This is a genomic window from Streptomyces sp. NPDC042638, from assembly GCF_040647235.1.
Taxonomy (GTDB): Bacteria; Actinomycetota; Actinomycetes; order Streptomycetales; family Streptomycetaceae; genus Streptomyces; species Streptomyces rameus.
On record NZ_JBEZBT010000017.1, the window covers coordinates 93,333 to 111,941 of the forward strand.

An 18,609-nucleotide genomic window follows, 5' to 3' on the forward strand; every position below is an offset into this window, starting at 1 on the left:
CGGGCCCGTCACGGCCGATCGGGCGCTGCCCAGCGCTCCCGTGAAGCCGCGGGCGCCGCACACCCGTGCGCGCCGTGACGGCAGGCCGTGGGACCGGGACGGCAGCAGCACCGCCGGTCGCGGCAGGCACCCGGCCGGTCACGGCAGCAGCCCCGCCGGTCACGGCAGCCGGCCGACGCCGGTGGGCGGCCCCTTCGGGAGCCGGAGCGCGGTGCACCCCGGGGCCTGGTGGCTGTGGGCCCTCTCGCTCGGCACCGCCGCCACCCGCACCACCAATCCGCTGCTCCTCGCCCTCCTCACGGCCGCCTCCGCCTACGTCGTGGCAACGCACCGCTCCCCCGCCCCCTGGTCCCGCTCCTACAGCGGCTTCGCCCGGCTCGCCCTCGCCGTCATCCTCATCCGCGTCCTGTTCGCGGTGGCCCTCGGCTCCCCCATCCCCGGCACGCACACCCTCCTGACCCTGCCCGAGGTTCCGCTGCCGCACTGGGCGCAGGGCATCCGGCTGGGCGGCAGGGTGACCGCGGAGGCGGTGCTCTTCGCCGCCTACGACGGGCTGAAGCTCGCCGCGCTCCTCACCTGCGTCGGCGCGGCGAACGCCCTGGCCGGCCCCACCCGCCTGCTCAAGTCCCTGCCCGGCGCGCTGTACGAGACGGGCGTGGCCGTGGTCGTCGCCCTCACCTTCGCGCCCCACCTGATCGCGGACGTCCAGCGGCTGCGCGCGGCCCGTCGGCTGCGCGGCCGCCCGGACCGGGGCGTACGGGGCCTGCTCCAGGTCGGACTGCCGGTCCTGGAGGGCGCGTTGGAGCGCTCGGTGGCGCTGGCCGCCGCGATGGAGGCCCGCGGCTACGGCCGTACCGCCGAGGTTCCCGCCCGTGTCCGCCGTACGACGGCCGCGCTCACCCTCGGCGGCCTGCTCGGCGTGTGCGCGGGAACGTACGGGCTGCTGACGGCCGAAGGGGGTGGGTACGGCGTTCCCCTGCTGCTCGCCGGAGCCGTCGCCGCGCTCGCGGGACTGCGGCTGGGCGGCCGGCGTTCGCCGCGCACGCGGTACCGCCCGGACCCGTGGGACTGGCGCGCCTGGCTGGTCACGGGCTCTGGGGCCGCGGTGGCCGCGCTGCTGGCGCTCGCCTCCGCCCGGGATCCGCAGGCGCTGCATCCCGGCGTCGTACCCCTCGTCGCCCCGACGCTCCCGCTCTGGCCCGCCGCGGCCGTCCTGCTCGCCCTGCTGCCCGCTTTCGCCGTCCCCAAGTCCGTCGCCCGGTCCGTCTCCAGGGAGCACTCATGATCCGCTTCGAGGATGTCAGCGTGACGTACGAGGGCGCCGCCGGACCCACCGTCGCGGGCGCCGACTTCGAGGTGTCCGAGGGTGAACTGGTGCTGCTGGCCGGTCCGTCCGGGGTCGGCAAGTCGACGGTGCTGGGCGCGGTCAGCGGGCTGGTCCCGCACTTCACCGGCGGCACGCTGCGCGGTCGCGTGACGGTGGCCGGCCGGGACACCCGTACGCACCAGCCCCGGGACCTCGCCGACGTGGTCGGCACGGTGGGCCAGGATCCGCTCGCGCACTTCGTGACGGACACCGTGGAGGACGAACTCGCCTACGGCATGGAGTCGCTGGGGCTCGCCCCGGGGGTGATGCGGCGCCGGGTCGAGGAGACGCTCGACCTGCTGGGCCTCGCCGGACTGCGCGACCGCGCGATCGCCACGCTCTCCGGCGGGCAGCGGCAGCGGGTCGCGATCGGCTCGGTGCTCACCCCGCACCCGCGGGTGCTGGTCCTGGACGAGCCGACCTCGGCGCTGGACCCGGCCGCCGCGGAGGAGGTGCTGGCCGTGCTGCAACGGCTGGTGCACGACCTGGGCACGACGGTTCTGCTGGCCGAACACCGGCTGGAGCGGGTGGTCCAGTACGCCGACCGCGTCATCCTGCTGCCCGCACCGGGCGCCGCCCCGGTCACCGGCACCCCGGCCGAGGTGATGGCCGTCTCCCCGGTGTACCCGCCGGTGGTGGCCCTGGGCCGGCTGGCCGGCTGGTCCCCCCTCCCGCTGACCGTCCGTGACGCCCGCCGCCGCGCCGCCGGCCTGCGGGAACGCCTGGCCGCACGGCCCCACCGGGGCGCCGCAGCCGGGGAAGGTCACGCCACCGCGGCCGCGGGCACCCGCGCCCCCGGGGCGGCCGGGCGGCCCCGGCCGGCGGCAGCGCGCCCGGCCGGCACCGGGCGCCGGTCCCTCTTCCGGCGCCGCTTCCCCTCCCCTGGCCCCGTCCCCGCCCCCGTGGCGCACGTCGCCGAGGTCCGTTCCCTCTCCGTCCGCCGCGACCGTGTCCAGGCACTCCGCGACGTGGACCTGACGGTGGCGCCCGGCGAGACCATCGCCCTCATGGGCCGTAACGGCGCCGGGAAGTCCACCCTGCTCGGCTCGCTCGTCGGACTGGTGGAGCCGTCGGGCGGGACCGTCCTGGCCGGCGGACTGGTTCCCCACCGCACCCCGCCCGGGGATCTCCTGCGCCAGGTCGGTCTCGTCCCCCAGGATCCCCGCGACCTGCTGTACGCCGACACGGTCGCCGCCGAGTGCGCCGCCGCCGACCGGGACGCGGGTGCCGCGCCCGGCACCTGCCGGGCCCTGGTGTCCCGGCTCCTGCCGGACATCGCGGACGCCACCCACCCCCGGGACCTGTCCGAGGGCCAGAGCCTGGCGCTCGCGCTGGCCGTGATCCTGACCGCCCGTCCTCCCCTTCTCCTGCTGGACGAGCCGACCCGCGGCCTGGACTACGCGGCCAAGGCCCGCCTGGTCGCCGTACTGCGCGAGCTGGCGGCCGAGGGGCATGCGATCGTGCTGGCCACGCATGACGTGGAGCTGTCCGCCGAGCTGGCCCACCGGGTGGTGCTGCTCGCCGAGGGCGAGGTGATAGCCGACGGCCCGACGGACGACATCGTGGTGTCCTCGCCGTCCTTCGCCCCGCAGGTGACGAAGATCCTGGCCCCGCAGCGGTGGCTGACCGTGACCGAGGTGCGGGAGGCCCTGGCATGAGCCGCACCGCACGGGTGCGTGCCGTCCGGCTCGGCCCCCGCTCGCTCGCCGCGCTGGCGATGACCAGCGCGGTGGGGGTGGTGGCCTTCTGCTGGCCCTTCCTCGCGCCGCCGTCCTCGCAGCTGAGCGCCCACGCGCAGGACGCGCCCTGGCTCTTCGCGGGTCTGCTGGTGCTGCTGGTGGCGGTCGTGGCGGCGACGATCTCGGAGTCGGCGCTGGGACCGAAGGCCGTGGCCATGCTGGGCGTGCTGGCCGCGACGGGCGCGGCGCTGCGCCCGATCGGCGCGGGCACGGCGGGGATCGAGCCGATGTTCTTCCTGATGGTGCTCAGCGGGCGGGTGCTGGGCCCCGGCTTCGGGTTCGCGCTGGGCTCGGTGACGATGTTCGCGTCGGCGCTGCTCACGGGCGGGGTGGGGCCGTGGCTGCCGTTCCAGATGCTGTCGATGGGCTGGTTCGCCATGGGCGCCGGGCTGCTGCCGGGCGGTACGTCGGCGCCTGCTCGCGCGGAGTCGGGGCTTCGGGGGAGGTGGCGCGGCCGGATCGAGCTGCTGATGCTCGCCGGCTACGGCTTCCTCGCGGCCTTCGCCTACGGCACGGTCATGAACCTGGCCGGCTGGCCCTTCCTGTCCACCGCGGCCTCGAACATCTCCTTCGACGCCGGTGCCCCGGTCGGCACCAACCTGGCCCGTTTCGTCGCCTACTGCGTGGCCACCTCGCTCGGCTGGGACCTGGGCCGGGCCGTCTGCACGGTCGCGCTGACCCTGGTCCTCGGCCCGGCCGTGCTGCGGGCCCTGCGCCGGGCCACGCGGCGGGCCGCCTTTGAGACCGCGGTCACTTTCGACGCTCCCGGACGGTGAGGGGCCGGCTGCGGGCCGTGAGCGAGTCGGTGAAGCACCCCACATGACCCACGTCACCTACGACGGAGGGCCGTAGGGTCGACTGTCCTATTTGCCCCATGGTGCACCCCTTCCGACCTGGGGATTGAGACCCAAGCCACACAATGGACGTTCCTCGCTGATCCGGCCACAACTAGTAAAGGGGGTCATTGCGGACACGTTCCCGGGCTGCTTATCTGGACGACGTCGCCAGGCGCCAACGCCCACTCGGGTCGCGGCGCCGACGCATGCGGCCACAGCGCGTGGTCCGTCCCATGCGGGCGATCCCCCGTCCCCGACGCAAGAGGTTCTTCGTGTCCGTCTCTTTCATCCGCCGCATCGCTTCCCCGAAGAAGGCCCTCACGACCGCCGCCGTGGCCGCCGCCACCGTCGGTATGGCCCTGACCGCGGCGCCCGCCCAGGCCGCCCCCGCGTCGGCCTCCTCCGCTCAGGCGATCGCGCACCAGATGATCCCGGACGCCGCCCAGTTCAACGCGTTCAGCAAGATCGTCTCTCACGAGAGTGGCTGGAACCCCTCCGCCACCAACAGCTCCTCCGGCGCCTACGGCCTGGTCCAGGCCCTGCCGGCTTCGAAGATGTCCTCCGCCGGCGCCGACTGGAAGACCAACCCGGCCACCCAGATCAAGTGGGGCCTGGACTACATGAACTCCCGCTACGGCAGCCCGGCCCAGGCCTGGAACTTCTGGCAGGCCAACGGCTGGTACTGAGCCGCCCCTCCCAGACACAGCGGTCCGCACCCTCGCCCCTCCGGGCGGGGGTGCGCTCGCATGTCCGGGCGATGGGCCGACCGGACTGCTTTTCCCCTGATACGAGTGATACCGGCGGATGCCCGGGAGTCCCCGGGCAGCGCGGGAAGCGTCCCCTCATCTTCTGTCTCTTCTCTGCTGTCTCTTCGGAGGGGCGATGACGACGCCGACACCACCGGCGCGGGACCCGGAGACGCGCGGGCTGCGACTGACGACCGTGCTGCTGACGCTGACCGTGGTCAGCGGCCTGATCGATGCCGTCAGCTATCTGGGCCTGGGCCGGGTCTTCACCGCCAACATGACCGGCAACGTCGTCGTCCTCGGTTTCGCCGCGGCCGGCGCCCCCGGCTTCTCCGTGCCGCACACGGCCGCGTCCCTGGCCTGCTTCCTGCTGGGCGCGGTGACCGGCGGCCGGGTGGCGGCCCGCCACGGCCGTCACTCCCGCCGCCGGTGGGCCCGGCTGACCCTGGCGGCGGAGGCGGTGCTGGTCGGCGGGTCGGCGGCGGTGGCCTTCGCCTGGCCGGACACCGAGGGCACCCGGTACGCCCTGATCGCCCTCACGGGCTTCGCGATGGGCCTGCGCAACGCCACGGTCCGCAAACTGGGCGTGCCCGACCTCACCACCACCGTCCTGACCATGACCCTGACCGCCCTGGCCTCCGAGTCCCGGCTCGGCGACGGCACGGGCCGCCGGTCCCCGCGCCGCGCGACCGCCGCGTTCGCGATGGCCGGCGGCGCCTGTCTGGGCGGGTGGCTGGTCCTGCACCACGGCCTCGGCGTCCCGCTGCTGGTCGCGGCGCTGGTCTCGGCCGTACTGGCGCTGGTGGCGTCCGGCCGGGAGTGAGCGGTGCCACGGCTCACTCGGCGACGACCCTCAGCTCCTTCACCCCGTTGATCCAGGCCGAGCGCAGGCGTCGGGGGTCGCCCGACAGGCGCAGCCCGGGCATCGCGTCGGCCAGCGCGTTGAAGATCAGGTCGATCTCCAGGACGGCCAGGGACTTGCCGAGGCAGAAGTGGGGGCCGCCTCCGCCGAAGCCCAGGTGGGGATTGGGGTCGCGGGTGATGTCGAAGGTGTCGGGGCCGGTGAAGACCTCGGGGTCGTGGTTGGCGGAGGCGTAGAACAGGCCGACCCGGTCGCCCTTCCTGACCAGCACACCGCCCAGTTCCGTGTCCTGGGTCGCCGTCCGCTGGAAGGCGTTGACCGGAGTCGCCCAGCGGACGATCTCCTCGGCCGTGGTGGAGGGGCGCTCGCGCGTGAAGAGGTCCCACTGCCCGGGGTGGGTGAGGAAGGCGTGCATGCCGTGGGTGATGGCGTTGCGGGTGGTCTCGTTGCCGGCCACCGACAGCATGAGCACGAAGAAGCCGAACTCGTCGGAGTTCAGGTTGCCCTCGTCCTCCGCCGCCACCAGGGTCGTCACGATGTCGTCGGCCGGGCACCGCTTGCGGTCGGCGGCCATGTTCATGGCGTAGGCGATGATCTCGGTGGCCGACCGGGCGCCGACCTCCTCCGTGATGGCGTACTCCGGGTCGTCGTACGCGATCATCTTGTTCGACCAGTCGAAGATCTTGGACCGGTCCTCCTGCGGGACGCCGATCAGCTCGGCGATGGCCTGCAGGGGCAGTTCACAGGCGACCTCGGTGACGAAGTCGAAGGGCCCCGAGCGGGCACGGGCGGCGGCGACGATCGCCTCGGCGCGGGCGCGCAGCCGGTCCTCCAGGGCACGGATGGAGCGTGGCGTGAACCCGCGCTGCACTATCTGGCGTACCCGCGTATGTTCCGGTGGATCCATGTTGAGCAGGATCAGCCGCTGCGCGTCGATCGCGTCGCGCTGGATGTGCTCGTTGAAGCGGATGATCGCGGTGTTGAGGTAGGAGGAGAAGAGTTCGGGGTGGGTGGAGACGTGCTTGACGTCGGCGTGCCGGGTGACGGCCCAGTAGCCGGTGTCGGCGAAGCCCGCGACGCCGTGCGGCTGCGGGATCCAGCGGACCGGTTCGGTCCGGCGCAGTTCGGCGAACTCCGGGAGGGGCACGCGGTGGTGCAGCAGGTCGGGGTCGGTGAGGTCGAACCCGTCGGGCAGCGCTGGACAGGGCATCGGCGTCTCCAGCCATCTGACGGTCCATCAGCGGGTGCCGTGAAGGTAGTAACGGGTTCTACAAGGCGCAAGGGGTAAGGCGGCCCCAATCGGTGCGGAAGTCGCACAGATCGCACCCTCGGCACCTGCAAGACCCTTGCGGTGATGGACGTCACGTCAGCAGACTGCTCAACAGAACTAGAACGCGTACTAGTTCTGGAGGAGAGCCCTCTCGGAGAGGACCCGCACCCATGGCCGCCGAACCCGTGATCGTCGAAGCCGTCCGCACCCCGATCGGCAAGCGCGGCGGCGCGCTCGCCAACCTGCATCCCGCCTACCTGCTGGGCGAGACCTACCGTGAACTCCTCGGCCGCACCGGCATCCCCGCCGACGCCGTCGAGCAGATCGTCGGCGGCACGGTGACACACGCCGGCGAGCAGTCCATGAACCCCGCGCGCACGGCCTGGCTGACCATGGGCCTCCCCTACGAGACGGCGGCCACGACCGTCGACTGCCAGTGCGGCTCCTCCCAGCAGGCGTCCCACATGGTGGCCAACATGGTCGCGGCGGGCGTGATCGACGTGGGGATCAGCTGCGGCGTCGAGGCGATGTCCCGGGTCCCGCTGGGCTCCGGCTCCAAGCACGGCCCCGGCAAGCCGTTCCCCGACGAGTGGAACGTCGACCTGCCCAACCAGTTCGAGGCGGCCGAGCGCATCGCCCGGCACCGGGGCCTGACGCGCGAGGACGTCGACGCCCTCGGCCTGCGGTCCCAGGAGCGGGCGGCCCTCGCCTGGGCGGAGGAACGTTTCAAGCGGGAGACCTTCGCCGTGCAGGTGCCCACGACCGAGGAGGAGCAGCACGCCGGGCAGGGCATGTGGCGGCTGGTCGACAAGGACGAGGGACTTCGCGACACGTCCGCGGAGGCCCTGTCCGGCCTGAAGCCGGTGATGCCGAAGGCGATCCACACGGCGGGCAACTCCTCGCAGATCTCCGACGGCGCGGCGGCGATCATGTGGGTCTCGAAACGGATGGCTCGCGCCCTGAAACTGAGGCCGAGGGCGCGGATCGTCGCCCAGGCCCTGGTCGGCGCCGACCCGCACTTCCACCTGGACGGCCCCATCGACGCGACGCGCGCGGTGCTGGGCAAGGCGGGGATGTCCCTGAAGGACATCGACCTCGTGGAGATCAACGAGGCGTTCGCATCCGTGGTGCTGAGCTGGGCCCAGGTCTTCGAGCAGGACCTGGAGAAGGTCAACGTCAACGGCGGTGCGATTGCGCTGGGCCACCCGGTGGGGGCGACGGGCGCCCGCCTGATCACCACCGCTCTGCACGAGCTGGAGCGAGCGGACAAGGAGTTCGCGCTCATCACCATGTGCGCGGGCGGCGGCCTGGCGACCGGCACGATCATCCAGCGGCTGTAGCCGACCCAGGACACGAAGCGGGTGAAGGTGGCGGGGCCGATGGTGAGCATCGGCCCCACGGGGGTCCTGGAGTCGCGGATCGCGATGGTGGCGCGGGGGGATCCGGCGATCTCCACGCACTGGCCGCCGCCACGCTCCGTCGGCCTCCCGCCCCGCCGTCCCGGGGGCCCGGTTGCATGCCGGGAGCGCGAGAAGGATCACATCGAGCAGGAGGAATGGCGCGGCGTGAACGGGCAGACGTACCTGCGTATCCACGTTTTAGCTGCACTCTGCATCTAAGTGCATACAGCACGTAAGGGGCAGAAGCCCCCTATGGTCGTTTTTCGGCCCGGCGTACGTCACCGCCGCCGTCTCGGGCCCGTCCGCGTCCCCGTCGAAAGGTAGGCGAGCTCCGTTTTGGCGACCGCCACTGCCGTCACCCCGCATCTGAAGACCCGGCGGGCCACCCAGGCCCGCGACGTCACCGTCACCGACCCCGCGCTGGTCAAGCGCGCGGTCAAGGCGGCGGCGCTGGGCAACGCGATGGAATGGTTCGACTTCGGTGTCTACAGCTACATCGCGGTCACGCTGGGCAAGGTCTTCTTCCCGTCCGGCAATCCGACCGCACAGCTGCTGTCGACGTTCGGCGCCTTCGCGGCGGCCTTCCTGGTCCGCCCGCTCGGCGGCATGGTCTTCGGTCCGCTGGGCGACCGCGTGGGCCGCCAGAAGATCCTCGCCGTCACCATGATCATGATGGCGGCGGGCACGTTCGCGATCGGCCTGATCCCGTCCTACGCGACGATCGGCGTCGGCGCGCCGCTCCTGCTGCTGGCCGCCCGCCTGGTGCAGGGCTTCTCCACCGGCGGCGAGTACGCGGGCGCGACCACCTTCATCGCCGAGTACGCGCCGGACAAGAAGCGCGGCTTCTTCGGCAGCTGGCTGGAGTTCGGCACGCTCGCCGGCTACATCGGCGGCGCCGGCCTGGTCACGCTCATGACCGCCTTCCTCTCCTCCGACGACCTGCTCTCCTGGGGCTGGCGCGTCCCGTTCCTGATCGCGGGCCCGATGGGCATCATCGGCCTGTACCTGCGGATGCGGCTGGAGGAGACCCCGGCGTTCGCGGCGGAGGTCGAGAAGGCCGAGGCCGCCCGGCCCAAGGTGCCGCTGCGCGAGATGGTGGCGGGCCAGTGGAAGGCGCTGCTGCTGTGCATGGGCCTGGTGCTGGTCTTCAACGTCACCGACTACATGCTGCTGTCGTACATGCCGAGCTACCTCACCAGTGAGCTGAAGTACGACGAGACGCACGGTCTGCTGGTCGTGCTCGCGGTGATGGCCCTGATGATGATCGTCCAGCCGTTCGCGGGCGCCCTGACCGACCGCGTCGGCCGCCGTCCGGTGATCGCGGCGGGCTGTGCGGGCTTCCTGTTCCTGTCCATCCCCGCCCTGCTGCTGATCCGCGAGGGCAGCCTGCTGGCGGTGGGCCTGGGCATGGGCGCGCTGGGCCTGCTCCTGGTCTGCTTCACGGCGGCCATGCCGGCCGCGCTGCCCGCGCTCTTCCCGACCCGGGTGCGCTACGGCTCCCTGTCGATCGGCTTCAACGTGTCCGTGTCGCTGTTCGGCGGGACGACCCCACTGGTCGTGACCGCGCTGATCGGGGCGACGGGCAACATGATGATGCCCGCGTACTACATGATGGCCGCGGCCGTCGTGGGCGGTTTCGCGGTGTGGCGGATGTCCGAGTGCGCAGGCCGCCCGCTGCCGGGTTCAGCGCCGTCCGTGGAGCAGCGCCAGGGCTAGCCGGCCCCGCGGCCGCCCCAACCGGCCGCGGGCCCGTTCCACCCGCCCCCCCGGGCCGGTCCCGCCCGGCCGCGGGCCCTACCGCCCGGGGCGCAGGCCCCCGTTCCGCCCGGCCAGGAGCCGGGCCGCCTGAGCGCAGGCCCGTTCTCCCGGGCCGCAGGCCCCATCGCACGGCCACAGGCCCGTTCTCCCCGGCTGCGGGCCCCATCGCACGGCCACAGGCCCGTTCCCCCCGGTCACGGGCCTTTCTCGCCGGCCACCGGCTTCTTCTCCCCGGCCCCAGCACCCGCCCCCGGTCACAGGCCGTTCTCCTGGGCACGGGCGGGGCGGAACCGATCACGGCGCCCTCGACCCGCTGCACCTCACCTTCGCCGCCGACCGTCCGGTCTAACCGATGCGCCTGTCCCGGCTGGCCGCCACCCCGCAGCCGCTCGGCCTGTACGTGCTCGCCGCGCACCGCATGGAGACGAGCGGGACCGTCGGCGGCGCGCCGCCGAGCGTGGTGTTCGCCGGCCGGCTCGGCACCGGCACGGGCGCCCCTGGGGAGGCTGGCCGCAGGCACCCCGTACCTGACGGCGCTCACCCAGAGCTTCCCCGACCCCGCCCGGATCTCCGGCGACCACGAGCTGCGCCGGGTCGCCGGGATCCCGGCCTGGGCGCTGACGGGGGGGCTGGCCGTGATCGTCGCGGTCGCCGCGCCGGTCGTCGTACGGCACGCCCGGCGGCCGGTGACTCCCCGCCGCCGGTCTACCCGCCCGCGCCGCTCGGCTGAGATCATCGAGGCGGGCAGGGCGGTACAGCCAGCGGAAGACACTCGGGAAAGGCAGCAGACGCTATGAGCGGGTCGCAGGTCTGGGACGACGTCGACGACTACTTCATCAGCCAGCTCTCACCGGACGACGACGCGCTGCGGGCGGCCCTGCGGGAGAGTGAGGCCGCCGGGCTGCCCAGCATCGCCGTCACGGCCGCGCAGGGAAAGTTCCTCCAGCTGCTCGCCCTGCTGCAGGGCGCCCGGAACGTTCTGGAGATCGGCACGCTCGGCGGGTACAGCACGATCTGGCTGGCGCGCGCCCTGCCCGAGGACGGCAGGCTGATCTCGCTGGAGTACAGCGCCAAGCACGCCGACGTGGCCACCCGCAACATCGCCCGGGCCGGCCTGGAACGGATCGTGGAGGTGCGCGTCGGGCCGGCCCTGGAGTCGCTGCCCAAGCTCGCCGACGAGAACCCGGCCCCCTTCGACCTGGTCTTCATCGACGCGGACAAGGCCAACAACCCGCACTACGTCGAGTGGGCGCTGCGGCTCACCCGCGGGGGCAGCCTGATCGTCGTGGACAACGTGGTGCGCGGCGGCCGGGTCGCCGACGCGAGCAGCACCGAGCCGGACGTGGTCGGCACCCGCGCCGCGATCGAACTGATCGCCACGCACCCGCGGTTGAGCGGGACGGCGCTGCAGACGGTCGGCGGCAAGGGCTACGACGGCTTCGCACTGGCCCGGGTGCTGGGCTGAAGCCCGGGGCGGCCCCGGGCGGGGCTCAGACCTCGTGGTAGAAGCCGACGTTGACGCTGCGCCGCGCGGTGCGGTCCTGGACGACGATCTCGCCGGACCCGCCGTGGGGCAGCGGCACGCTCGCGCCGTAGCCGACGGGCTGCACGTGCGGTCCGGAGGTGAGCCGGACCTCGGACGCCGGGTCGGGCTGTGAGCCGCGCAGCCACGACACCTGCCAGGTGCCGTCGGGGCCGCACCGGAACTCCAGGTGGACGCGGGAGACGAACAGCCAGTCCTCGGGCGTGACCAGCCGGCACACCGCCGCGTCGCGGCCGACCCGCAGGACGGCGCCGGGCGCGCTGGGCGCCTCGGCCATCGTCATACCGGCGGTGGCACCCGTGTCCGCTCCGGAGACGGTGGCCATGGTGAGTTCGAGCACGAGCGCTCCCCCTGAGACGTGCCGACGCGGTGGGCGGATCGCCGTACCGCCGCCGCATGATAAAACGCCCGGCACCGTCCCGTCCGGCACAATGGGTCCATGACCGAGCGAAAGCCACCGGGCGTCCCGTTCGAATCCTGGGTGGACCACCAGATCCTTGACGCGCAGCGGCGCGGGGAGTTCGACCGGCTGCCGGGGGCGGGCGCGCCGCTGCCCGCGGATGTCGACTCCACCTACGACGAACTGTGGTGGGTCAAGCGGAAGATGGCGCGGGAGGGGCTCGCCGTGCTGCCGCCCGCGCTCGCGCTGCGCAAGGAGGCGGAGGACGCCCTGGCGGCGGCCTACGCGGCGCCTTCGGAGCGGATCGCCAGGAAGATCATCGAGGACGTCAACGTGCGGATCCGGGACATGATGTTCAGGCCGCCGCCCGGCCCGCCGCTGGGGAAGAAGCCGTACGACGTGGAAGAGGTCGTACGCGAGTGGCGGCAGCGCAGGGCTGCCGCCACGGGGGACGCGCCGGAGTCAGCCGTGTAGCAGGCGTCCGGCGAGTTCCCGGTAGTCGCGCAGGGCGAGCCGCAGTTGCTCGGTGTCGGTCTCGGCGCCGGGCCCGCGGCCCTCGGTGCCCTCCCACGACATCCGAAGCGTGCGGCGCCGCCGCGTCACGGCCTCGGTGAACCGTGCGGCGATCTCCTCCAGCGTCCGGTCGGCCTGCTCGACGGCAGCCCTGGGCTCGTCCACGAAGCCGCCGACCACCTCCCGCAGTTGCCGCTCCCACCGCTCGCTCTCCTCGTGGGCCAGCAGCGGCGTACCGGTACCGGAGGACGCGCCGCCACTCCCGCCGGACACGCCGGCGGCCGGTGCCGCGGTCTCGCCGGCCGTTCCGGCGGCCGGTGCCGCGGTGCCCCCGGGGGCCGACGGCCAGGTGTCCCGTCCCGGGGCCTCGGTGCTGCCCGCCTCGCGCAGGCCGGTACCGGCGACGGCGGGGGCGCCGAGCCCGTTGTCGGGCATCGGGCTCTCCTCCGAGTGCGCGGCCCGCTCCGTCCGGTGGCTGGCGGTGAACCCGTCGTCCACACCGGTGCCCATGTCCTCCGTACCGGGACGGAGTCCTTCCGTACCGTGCCACTGCCCGGCGTCCCCGGCGCCCGGACCGCCCGCTGCCGCGGGCTCGGGGACTCCCGCCGGCCCCGGCGGCGGTGGGGGTGTGCCCCCGGGGACCGTGTCCCCCGGGACGCGGTCGTCGCCCGTCAGACCCTCCCGGCCGGGACCGGCGGAGCCCGTCCGGCCGGGGTGCCCGCCCGGCTCCGGCTCTCCGGGCAGCCGTTCCCCGGGCCGGGGTTCCCGCGCCATGCGCCGTCCCGGCGCCGCGTCTCCCGGCGCCCACTCGTCCTGTGACGCCGTCTCCTCGTCACCCGGCACGGCCTCGTCGGCCGGCCGCTGTGCGTAGCGCCGGGCGTCGCCCGGATCGCTCGTCCTGTCCGACATCGCGCTCAGCTCTCCTTCGGTCGGCTCCGGTGCAGGGCCCACGGCGCGTGCGAGCGGGCGTGGGTGCGGCTCTTGTCGAGGGTCGTGGTGCGGCCCGTGCCGCCCGTGGCCCGGTGCCGGCCGGACTCGGCGCTGATCAGGTCGTCGAAGAGGGCGCGGGCGCCCAGCAGCGCCGAGCGCAGCTCCTCGGTCCCGGCGCCGGCCTCGCTCGCCCCGCCGCCGGCGCCCGTGCGGGCCACCCTGTGCACCTGCCGGTAGCCGTCGACGTGGTCGGCGTGGTGCACGGACAGTGCGGCGAGCTGTTCCTCGTAGCGTTCGCCGCCCGGGTAGCCGCGTACCGCGGCCACTTCGGCGAGCAGCCGGTCGGCCTCGGCCACCGCCTCCCGCGGGGAGTCGACGAAGCGTTCCTGAACGGCCGTCCAGCGGTCCGTGTACAGCTGCCGCTCGGCGCCGTCCAGCGGTCGCTCCTGCAGGTCACCGTGGCGCTCGACGCGCTCGGCCAGCTCTCGTTCGGCGGCCTTGGTGTCCCCGTCGTGCAGGGCCACGGTCCGCTCGTACTCGGGCCCGAAGCGCCGCTTCAGGCTGGGCCCGCCGTGCTGTCCGCGGCCGCGCAGGAGCAGGGTGGCTGCGCCGAGGACCACGACCGCCGCGATCACGATCAACAAAATGATCAGCCCTGTGGACATGATTGCCTTCCGATCGGACCGGCCCCGCCGGCCGGTTCTCCCTTCGGGTGACCCGGAACCCGCCCGGCAAACGGCCGCCCGCCCCGGCGTCCGGGGCCCGGACGCACCGGGCGCCGCCCACGGGCCGGTTGCTCGTCGGGCGGTACGACGGCACACCGGCCGGCTCGGCAGGGGTACGGCTGTCCGCCCCGGACACCGACGAGCCGACCCGGGTGTTCGTGCTGCCGGGGATGCGCGGCCTGGGCGGCGCGGCACGGCTGGTGGCAGCCGCCGAGCGGGCCGCCCGCTCGCCGGGCGCCCGGCGGATCGTCCTCGACACCCGCGGCGACCTGGTCGAGGCCCGCGCCCTGTACGCCCGCCTCGGCTCCACCGAGACCGGCCCGCACAACAGCGACCCCTACGAGCCCGGCGGCACGGTCAGCCCGGCCGGGTGACCGTGCCGCGGTCGTGCGGGCGCTCGCGCTCGGCGCCGCACAGCTCGCCGGTGAGCTCCCGCACCAGCTGGGTGAGGTCGGCCGGGCGGTCGGGCCGCCACCAGTCGCCGAGCAGCTCGGCCAGGGACTCCTCGCGGGCCTTGGCGAGCCGTTCGGCGACCTCGCGCCCGGCCTCGGTCAGGGTGAGGTCCAGGCCCTCGCGCCTGGCGAGCCGCCGCTCCTCCACCTGCCGGGCGGCGGCCATGACCGCCTGGAGCGGGACCGCGCTGCTCTCTGCCAGCACCCCCGGCTCGACGGAGCCGTAGCGGCGCACCCGCAGCAGCAGCCAGCTGGCGGCGGGAAGCAGGTCGTACCCGGCCCGTTCGGTGATCTTCCGGTAGATCTCGCGGCGGCCCTCGCGGGTGCCGAGCACGGACAGGGCGCGGCACACCTCGTCGTAGGAGGAGCGTTCGACGGGGTTCGGCGGGATGGTCTCGGAGGCGTCCGGCGCGGTGACCGAGCCGCGCAGCCGGTCCTCCTTCAGGAACCAGGCCAGCAGGAAGCCGAGGAGGGCGACCGGCACGGCGTAGAGGAAGACGTCGGTGATGGCGGAGGCGTACGCGTGCAGGGCCGCCGGGCGCAGGGTGGGCGGCAGGGCGGCGATGCCCCGGGGGTCGGACTTCAGCGCGTCGGCGCCGGCGCCGGGCGGCAGGCGTACGCCCCGGAAGGCGGCGGTGAGCTTGTCGCCGAGGCGGCCGGCGAAGACGGTGCCGAAGATGGCCACACCGAAGGAGGCGCCGATGGAGCGGAAGAAGGTGGCGCCGGAGGTGGCGACGCCCAGGTCCTCGTACGACACGGCGTTCTGCACGATGAGCACCAGTACCTGAAGGACCAGGCCGAGTCCGAGGCCGAAGACGAAGAAGTAGACGCTCATCTCGGCGGTGGTGCTGAACTCGTCGAGCCGGTGCAGCAGGAGCAGGCCGACGGTGGTGACGGCGGTGCCGGCCACGGGGAAGACCTTCCAGTGGCCGGTACGGCTGACGATCTGCCCGGAGACCGTGGACGACAGCAGCAGACCGGCCACCATCGGCAGCATGTGCACCCCGGACAGGGTCGGCGAGATGCCGTGCACGACCTGGAGGAACGTCGGCAGGTAGGTCATCGCGCCGAACATGGCGAAGCCGACGATGAAGCTGATGACGGAGGCCAGGGTGAAGGTGCGGACGCGGAACAGGTTGAGCGGCAGGACCGGTTCGGCGGCCCGGCGTTCGACGGCGACGAAGGCTGCGGCGAGCGCGACGCCGAGCGCCGCGAGTCCGATGATCTGCGCCGAGTCCCACGCCCAGGTGGTGCCGCCGAGCGAGGCCACCAGGACCAGGCAGGTGGCGACGGCGGCGATCAGAAAGGTGCCCAGGTAGTCGATGACATGGGGGGCGGTGCGGCGCGGGATGCGCAGCGCGGCGGCGATCACCACCAGGGCGGCCACCCCCAGGGGCAGGTTGACGTAGAACACCCAGCGCCAGCTCAGATGCTCGGTGAACAGCCCGCCGAGCAGTGGCCCGAGCACACTGGTCGCGCCGAAGACCGCACCGAACAGCCCCTGGTAGCGCCCGCGTTCGCGCGGCGGCACGATGTCGCCGACGATCGCCATGGACAGGACGATCAGCCCGCCACCGCCCAGGCCCTGCAGCGCCCGGAAGGCGATGAGCTGGGGCATGTCCTGCGCCATGCCGCACAGCGCCGAGCCGATCAGGAAGATCACGATGGCGGTCTGGAAGAGCCGTTTGCGGCCGTACTGGTCGCCGAGTTTGCCCCACAGGGGCGTCGCGGCGGTCGATGCCAGCAGATAGGCGGTGACGACCCAGGAGAGGTGTTCGAGACCGCCGAGGTCGCTCACGATGGTCGGCAGCGCGGTCGCCACGATCGTCTGGTCGAGGGCGGCGAGCAGCAGCCCCAGCAGCAGGGCGCCGATCGGAACGAGCACGCCGCCCGGGACGCGTTCGCCGCTCCTCGCGTCCTGTGCCGTGCCGTGCGTGTCCAGGGCCATGGAGACCTCCCGGGGCTCGGGTGCACCTCTTCCATCGTGATCGGTGTCACCGCTTATGGCCTGTCGAGTCCTGGGGATGTGGCGGAGATCCGCATATTCTCTGAAGTTCCCGAGGGGAGGGGCCGGACGGTGACGGGGAGCCAGGGGGCCGTGTGCCCGGAGTGCGGGGCCCCTAGGGGGCCGGACGGATCGCCGTCGTGCGACTGCACGGAGCGGGCGTCCGAGGCGCTGCGCGCGGCACGCACGGCCGAGGCGGCAGCGGCGGAGGACTTCGACGCCCTGCGGATACGGCCGTATGTCGAGTTCCCGGACACACCCGCCCCGCCCGCGTCACCGCGCCCGGGGGCGGAGGGGGAGGGGGAGGGGGACGGGTCCGGTCAGCGGACCGACGAGACCGTCGAGACCGTCGACGCCGCCGGGCCGGTACCGGACGGCCCGGGGGAGGACGGCGGACCCCGGCGCCGCTCGCGTCGTACCGTGCTGCTGGCCACCGGAGGCGCGGGAGTGGCGATCGTCGCGGCGGCCGGTTTCGCGCTGTTCTCGTACCACGCGCCGGCCAGGGACCGGGCGGCGGCCCAGGAGGTCAGGGAGAGCATCCCGGACGCGACCACCCGGGCGCCCGCCCCGGTGACGGCACCGGAACCGCCCGTCGCACCCCGCTCGCCGGCCCCCTCCCCCTCGGTGTCGGCGGACCCGAGCCCCTCCGCCACCACCGTGTCGCCGTCGCCGTCACCGTCTGCCACGGCGTCGGGCAGCGCCTCCCCCACCGCATCGGCCGGCCCGTCCACGACCGTGTCCGGCACCCCGCGGACCACACCCGCCGTGGCACCGGTGCTGCGGCGCGGCGACACGGGCCCGGAGGTCACCGAACTCCAGCTGCGCCTGCGGCAGTTGAACCTCTACGCCGATCCGGTCGACGGCACCTTCACCCGCCCGGTGGAGGACGCCGTACGCACCTACCAGCTAGCCCGGGGCATCCTGAGCGACCCGCTGGGCGAGTACGGCCCGGCAACCCGGAAAGCCCTGGAATCCGAGACGACGACCCCATGACCAGCCCGAGGGAACACCGGCCCGCCGCACCTCCCCAGGGGCGCGGGGAACTGCGCGACCAGCCACAACGCACCCGCACCCAGCCAACGGCACCACCCGAACACCGGCCCGCCGCAACTCCCCAGGGGCGCGGGGAACTGCGCGACCAGCCACAACACACCCGCACCCGAACCCCGACCCCAGCCAACGGCACCATGCCGACGGCACCATGCCGACGGCACCAAGCCGACGACACCTGGCCACCGGCACCGTTGCCCCCCTCAGCCCAGGCGCAGCCGAACCGTGCCGCCCGCCACCGCCTCCACCCGCACCCGAGTGAGGTCCGGCACAGCCACGTCCGGCCCGTGGACGACGGCTCGCGGGCCGACGCCCACGACCCGCATCCCCGCGGCGCGCCCCGCCGCGATCCCCGCGCCGGAGTCCTCGAAGACGATGCAGTCGGCCGGGTCGACGCCCAGTTCGGCGGCGCCCTTGAGGAAGCCCTCGGGGTCGGGCTTGCTCGCGCCCACCGACTCGGCGGTGACGCGGACCGCGGGCAGGGGCAGCCCGGCGGCGTGCATGCGTGCGGTGGCCAGGGCGAGGTCGGCGGAGGTCACCAGCGCGTGCGGGAGCCCCTCCAGCGCGGCGAGGAAGGCCCCGGCGCCGGGGATCTCGATCACGCCGTCGGTGTCGGCGGTCTCCTCGGCGAGCATGCGGGCGTTGTCCGCGAGGTTCTGCTCGACGGGCCGGTCGGGCAGGAGCACGGCCATGGAGGCATGACCCTGCCGGCCGTGCACGACCTTCATCACCTCGTCGCCGTCCAGCCCGTGCCGCTCGGCCCAGCTCCGCCAGATGCGCTCGACCACGGCGTCCGAGTTGACCAGGGTGCCGTCCATGTCGAGCAGGAGGGCGCGGGCGGTGAGGACGGCGGGGGTGGCAGTGGCCGGCATCGGCAGCTCCAGATACGTGAAGACCCGTGTCGGAAGGGACGGCGGGAGGCACAAGGCGGCCCCGCCCGCCGGTCAGGGAAAACGGGCGGGAGCCACTTTGTTTCTCCACGGTACAAAACAAGCCCTGTTCCCGCCACCGACC

Annotated in this window: 17 protein-coding genes and 2 pseudogenes; 12 read left to right on the forward strand and 7 right to left on the reverse strand. The window is 73.8% G+C overall.

Annotated elements, in window-relative coordinates; all coding sequences use genetic code 11:
* The first annotated feature begins 181 nt into the window (after window positions 1–181).
* From AB0B40_RS16630 to AB0B40_RS16650, 5 genes are all read left to right on the forward strand, one after another.
* The gene (locus AB0B40_RS16630; RefSeq protein WP_345047008.1) at window positions 182–1,285 is read left to right on the forward strand and encodes an energy-coupling factor transporter transmembrane component T; all 1,104 of its coding nucleotides are present in this window, start codon (window positions 182–184) and stop codon (window positions 1,283–1,285) included.
* Complete coding sequence (locus AB0B40_RS16635; protein WP_362264195.1) at window positions 1,282–3,024, forward strand: ATP-binding cassette domain-containing protein; 1,743 nt, start codon at window positions 1,282–1,284, stop codon at window positions 3,022–3,024. Before AB0B40_RS16630 ends, AB0B40_RS16635 begins: the two co-directional genes overlap by 4 nt.
* On the forward strand, window positions 3,021–3,881 hold the full coding sequence (locus AB0B40_RS16640; RefSeq protein WP_362264197.1) for an ECF transporter S component: 861 nt from the start codon (window positions 3,021–3,023) through the stop codon (window positions 3,879–3,881). The genes AB0B40_RS16635 and AB0B40_RS16640 overlap by 4 nt, the downstream gene beginning before the upstream one ends.
* Before the next feature lie 332 nt (window positions 3,882–4,213).
* Window positions 4,214–4,627, forward strand: a complete 414-nt coding sequence (locus AB0B40_RS16645; RefSeq protein ID WP_345047025.1) for a transglycosylase SLT domain-containing protein — start codon at window positions 4,214–4,216, stop codon at window positions 4,625–4,627.
* 196 nt (window positions 4,628–4,823) lie between these two features.
* The gene (locus tag AB0B40_RS16650) at window positions 4,824–5,510 is read left to right on the forward strand and encodes a YoaK family protein (RefSeq protein ID WP_345047026.1); all 687 of its coding nucleotides are present in this window, start codon (window positions 4,824–4,826) and stop codon (window positions 5,508–5,510) included.
* Between the two features lie 13 nt (window positions 5,511–5,523).
* Here AB0B40_RS16650 and AB0B40_RS16655 read toward each other — a convergent pair whose 3' ends face one another.
* Complete coding sequence (locus tag AB0B40_RS16655) at window positions 5,524–6,759, reverse strand: cytochrome P450 (RefSeq protein ID WP_362264199.1); 1,236 nt, start codon at window positions 6,757–6,759, stop codon at window positions 5,524–5,526.
* A 230-nt stretch (window positions 6,760–6,989) separates the two neighbouring features.
* Here AB0B40_RS16655 and AB0B40_RS16660 point away from each other — a divergent pair, with 230 nt between their 5' ends.
* Window positions 6,990–8,159, forward strand: coding sequence for a steroid 3-ketoacyl-CoA thiolase (locus AB0B40_RS16660; protein WP_362264201.1), 1,170 nt, complete (start codon window positions 6,990–6,992; stop codon window positions 8,157–8,159).
* 17 nt (window positions 8,160–8,176) lie between these two features.
* Here AB0B40_RS16660 and AB0B40_RS16665 read toward each other — a convergent pair.
* Window positions 8,177–8,278: pseudogene (locus tag AB0B40_RS16665) on the reverse strand (DUF397 domain-containing protein); the annotation flags it as partial.
* Window positions 8,279–8,555: 277 nt separating this feature from the next.
* Between AB0B40_RS16665 and proP the strand changes: the two are divergent.
* The 3 genes from proP to AB0B40_RS16680 all read left to right on the forward strand — a co-directional run bounded on the left by proP (window position 8,556) and on the right by AB0B40_RS16680 (window position 11,442).
* Window positions 8,556–9,935: a glycine betaine/L-proline transporter ProP gene (gene proP / locus AB0B40_RS16670; protein WP_345047030.1), complete on the forward strand. Its 1,380-nt coding sequence runs from the start codon at window positions 8,556–8,558 to the stop codon at window positions 9,933–9,935.
* A 394-nt stretch (window positions 9,936–10,329) separates the two neighbouring features.
* Window positions 10,330–10,707 carry a DUF2330 domain-containing protein gene (locus AB0B40_RS16675; protein WP_362264202.1) on the forward strand — a complete coding sequence of 126 codons (378 nt, stop codon included), beginning with the start codon at window positions 10,330–10,332 and terminating at the stop codon, window positions 10,705–10,707.
* 63 nt (window positions 10,708–10,770) lie between these two features.
* Window positions 10,771–11,442 (forward strand): O-methyltransferase, encoded by a 672-nt coding sequence (locus AB0B40_RS16680; protein ID WP_345047032.1) that lies wholly within the window; start codon window positions 10,771–10,773, stop codon window positions 11,440–11,442.
* A 25-nt stretch (window positions 11,443–11,467) separates the two neighbouring features.
* Here AB0B40_RS16680 and AB0B40_RS16685 read toward each other — a convergent pair whose 3' ends face one another.
* Window positions 11,468–11,860, reverse strand: a complete 393-nt coding sequence (locus AB0B40_RS16685) for a hypothetical protein (RefSeq protein WP_345047033.1) — start codon at window positions 11,858–11,860, stop codon at window positions 11,468–11,470.
* A gap of 99 nt (window positions 11,861–11,959) precedes the next feature.
* Between AB0B40_RS16685 and AB0B40_RS16690 the strand changes: the two genes are divergently transcribed.
* Window positions 11,960–12,394 carry a DUF1992 domain-containing protein gene (locus AB0B40_RS16690; protein ID WP_362264204.1) on the forward strand — a complete coding sequence of 145 codons (435 nt, stop codon included), beginning with the start codon at window positions 11,960–11,962 and terminating at the stop codon, window positions 12,392–12,394.
* On the opposite strand, the gene AB0B40_RS16695 is transcribed toward AB0B40_RS16690, so the two are convergent.
* Both AB0B40_RS16695 and AB0B40_RS16700 read right to left on the reverse strand, forming a co-directional pair.
* On the reverse strand, window positions 12,383–13,342 hold the full coding sequence (locus tag AB0B40_RS16695; protein ID WP_345047037.1) for a hypothetical protein: 960 nt from the start codon (window positions 13,340–13,342) through the stop codon (window positions 12,383–12,385). The genes AB0B40_RS16690 and AB0B40_RS16695 overlap by 12 nt on opposite strands.
* A gap of 5 nt (window positions 13,343–13,347) precedes the next feature.
* Complete coding sequence (locus tag AB0B40_RS16700; RefSeq protein WP_345047038.1) at window positions 13,348–14,028, reverse strand: hypothetical protein; 681 nt, start codon at window positions 14,026–14,028, stop codon at window positions 13,348–13,350.
* 110 nt (window positions 14,029–14,138) lie between these two features.
* Here AB0B40_RS16700 and AB0B40_RS16705 point away from each other — a divergent pair.
* Window positions 14,139–14,462: pseudogene (locus AB0B40_RS16705) on the forward strand (GNAT family N-acetyltransferase); the annotation flags it as partial.
* Here AB0B40_RS16705 and AB0B40_RS16710 read toward each other — a convergent pair.
* Window positions 14,446–16,488, reverse strand: coding sequence for an MDR family MFS transporter (locus tag AB0B40_RS16710; protein WP_362264207.1), 2,043 nt, complete (start codon window positions 16,486–16,488; stop codon window positions 14,446–14,448). The pseudogene AB0B40_RS16705 and the gene AB0B40_RS16710 sit on opposite strands and share 17 nt — an antisense overlap.
* 129 nt (window positions 16,489–16,617) lie before the next feature.
* Between AB0B40_RS16710 and AB0B40_RS16715 the strand changes: the two genes are divergently transcribed.
* On the forward strand, window positions 16,618–17,538 hold the full coding sequence (locus tag AB0B40_RS16715) for a peptidoglycan-binding protein (RefSeq protein WP_362264209.1): 921 nt from the start codon (window positions 16,618–16,620) through the stop codon (window positions 17,536–17,538).
* A gap of 260 nt (window positions 17,539–17,798) precedes the next feature.
* On the opposite strand, the gene AB0B40_RS16720 is transcribed toward AB0B40_RS16715, so the two are convergent.
* Window positions 17,799–18,467: an HAD-IA family hydrolase gene (locus AB0B40_RS16720; RefSeq protein WP_345047042.1), complete on the reverse strand. Its 669-nt coding sequence runs from the start codon at window positions 18,465–18,467 to the stop codon at window positions 17,799–17,801.
* Between the last annotated feature and the right edge of the window lie 142 nt (window positions 18,468–18,609).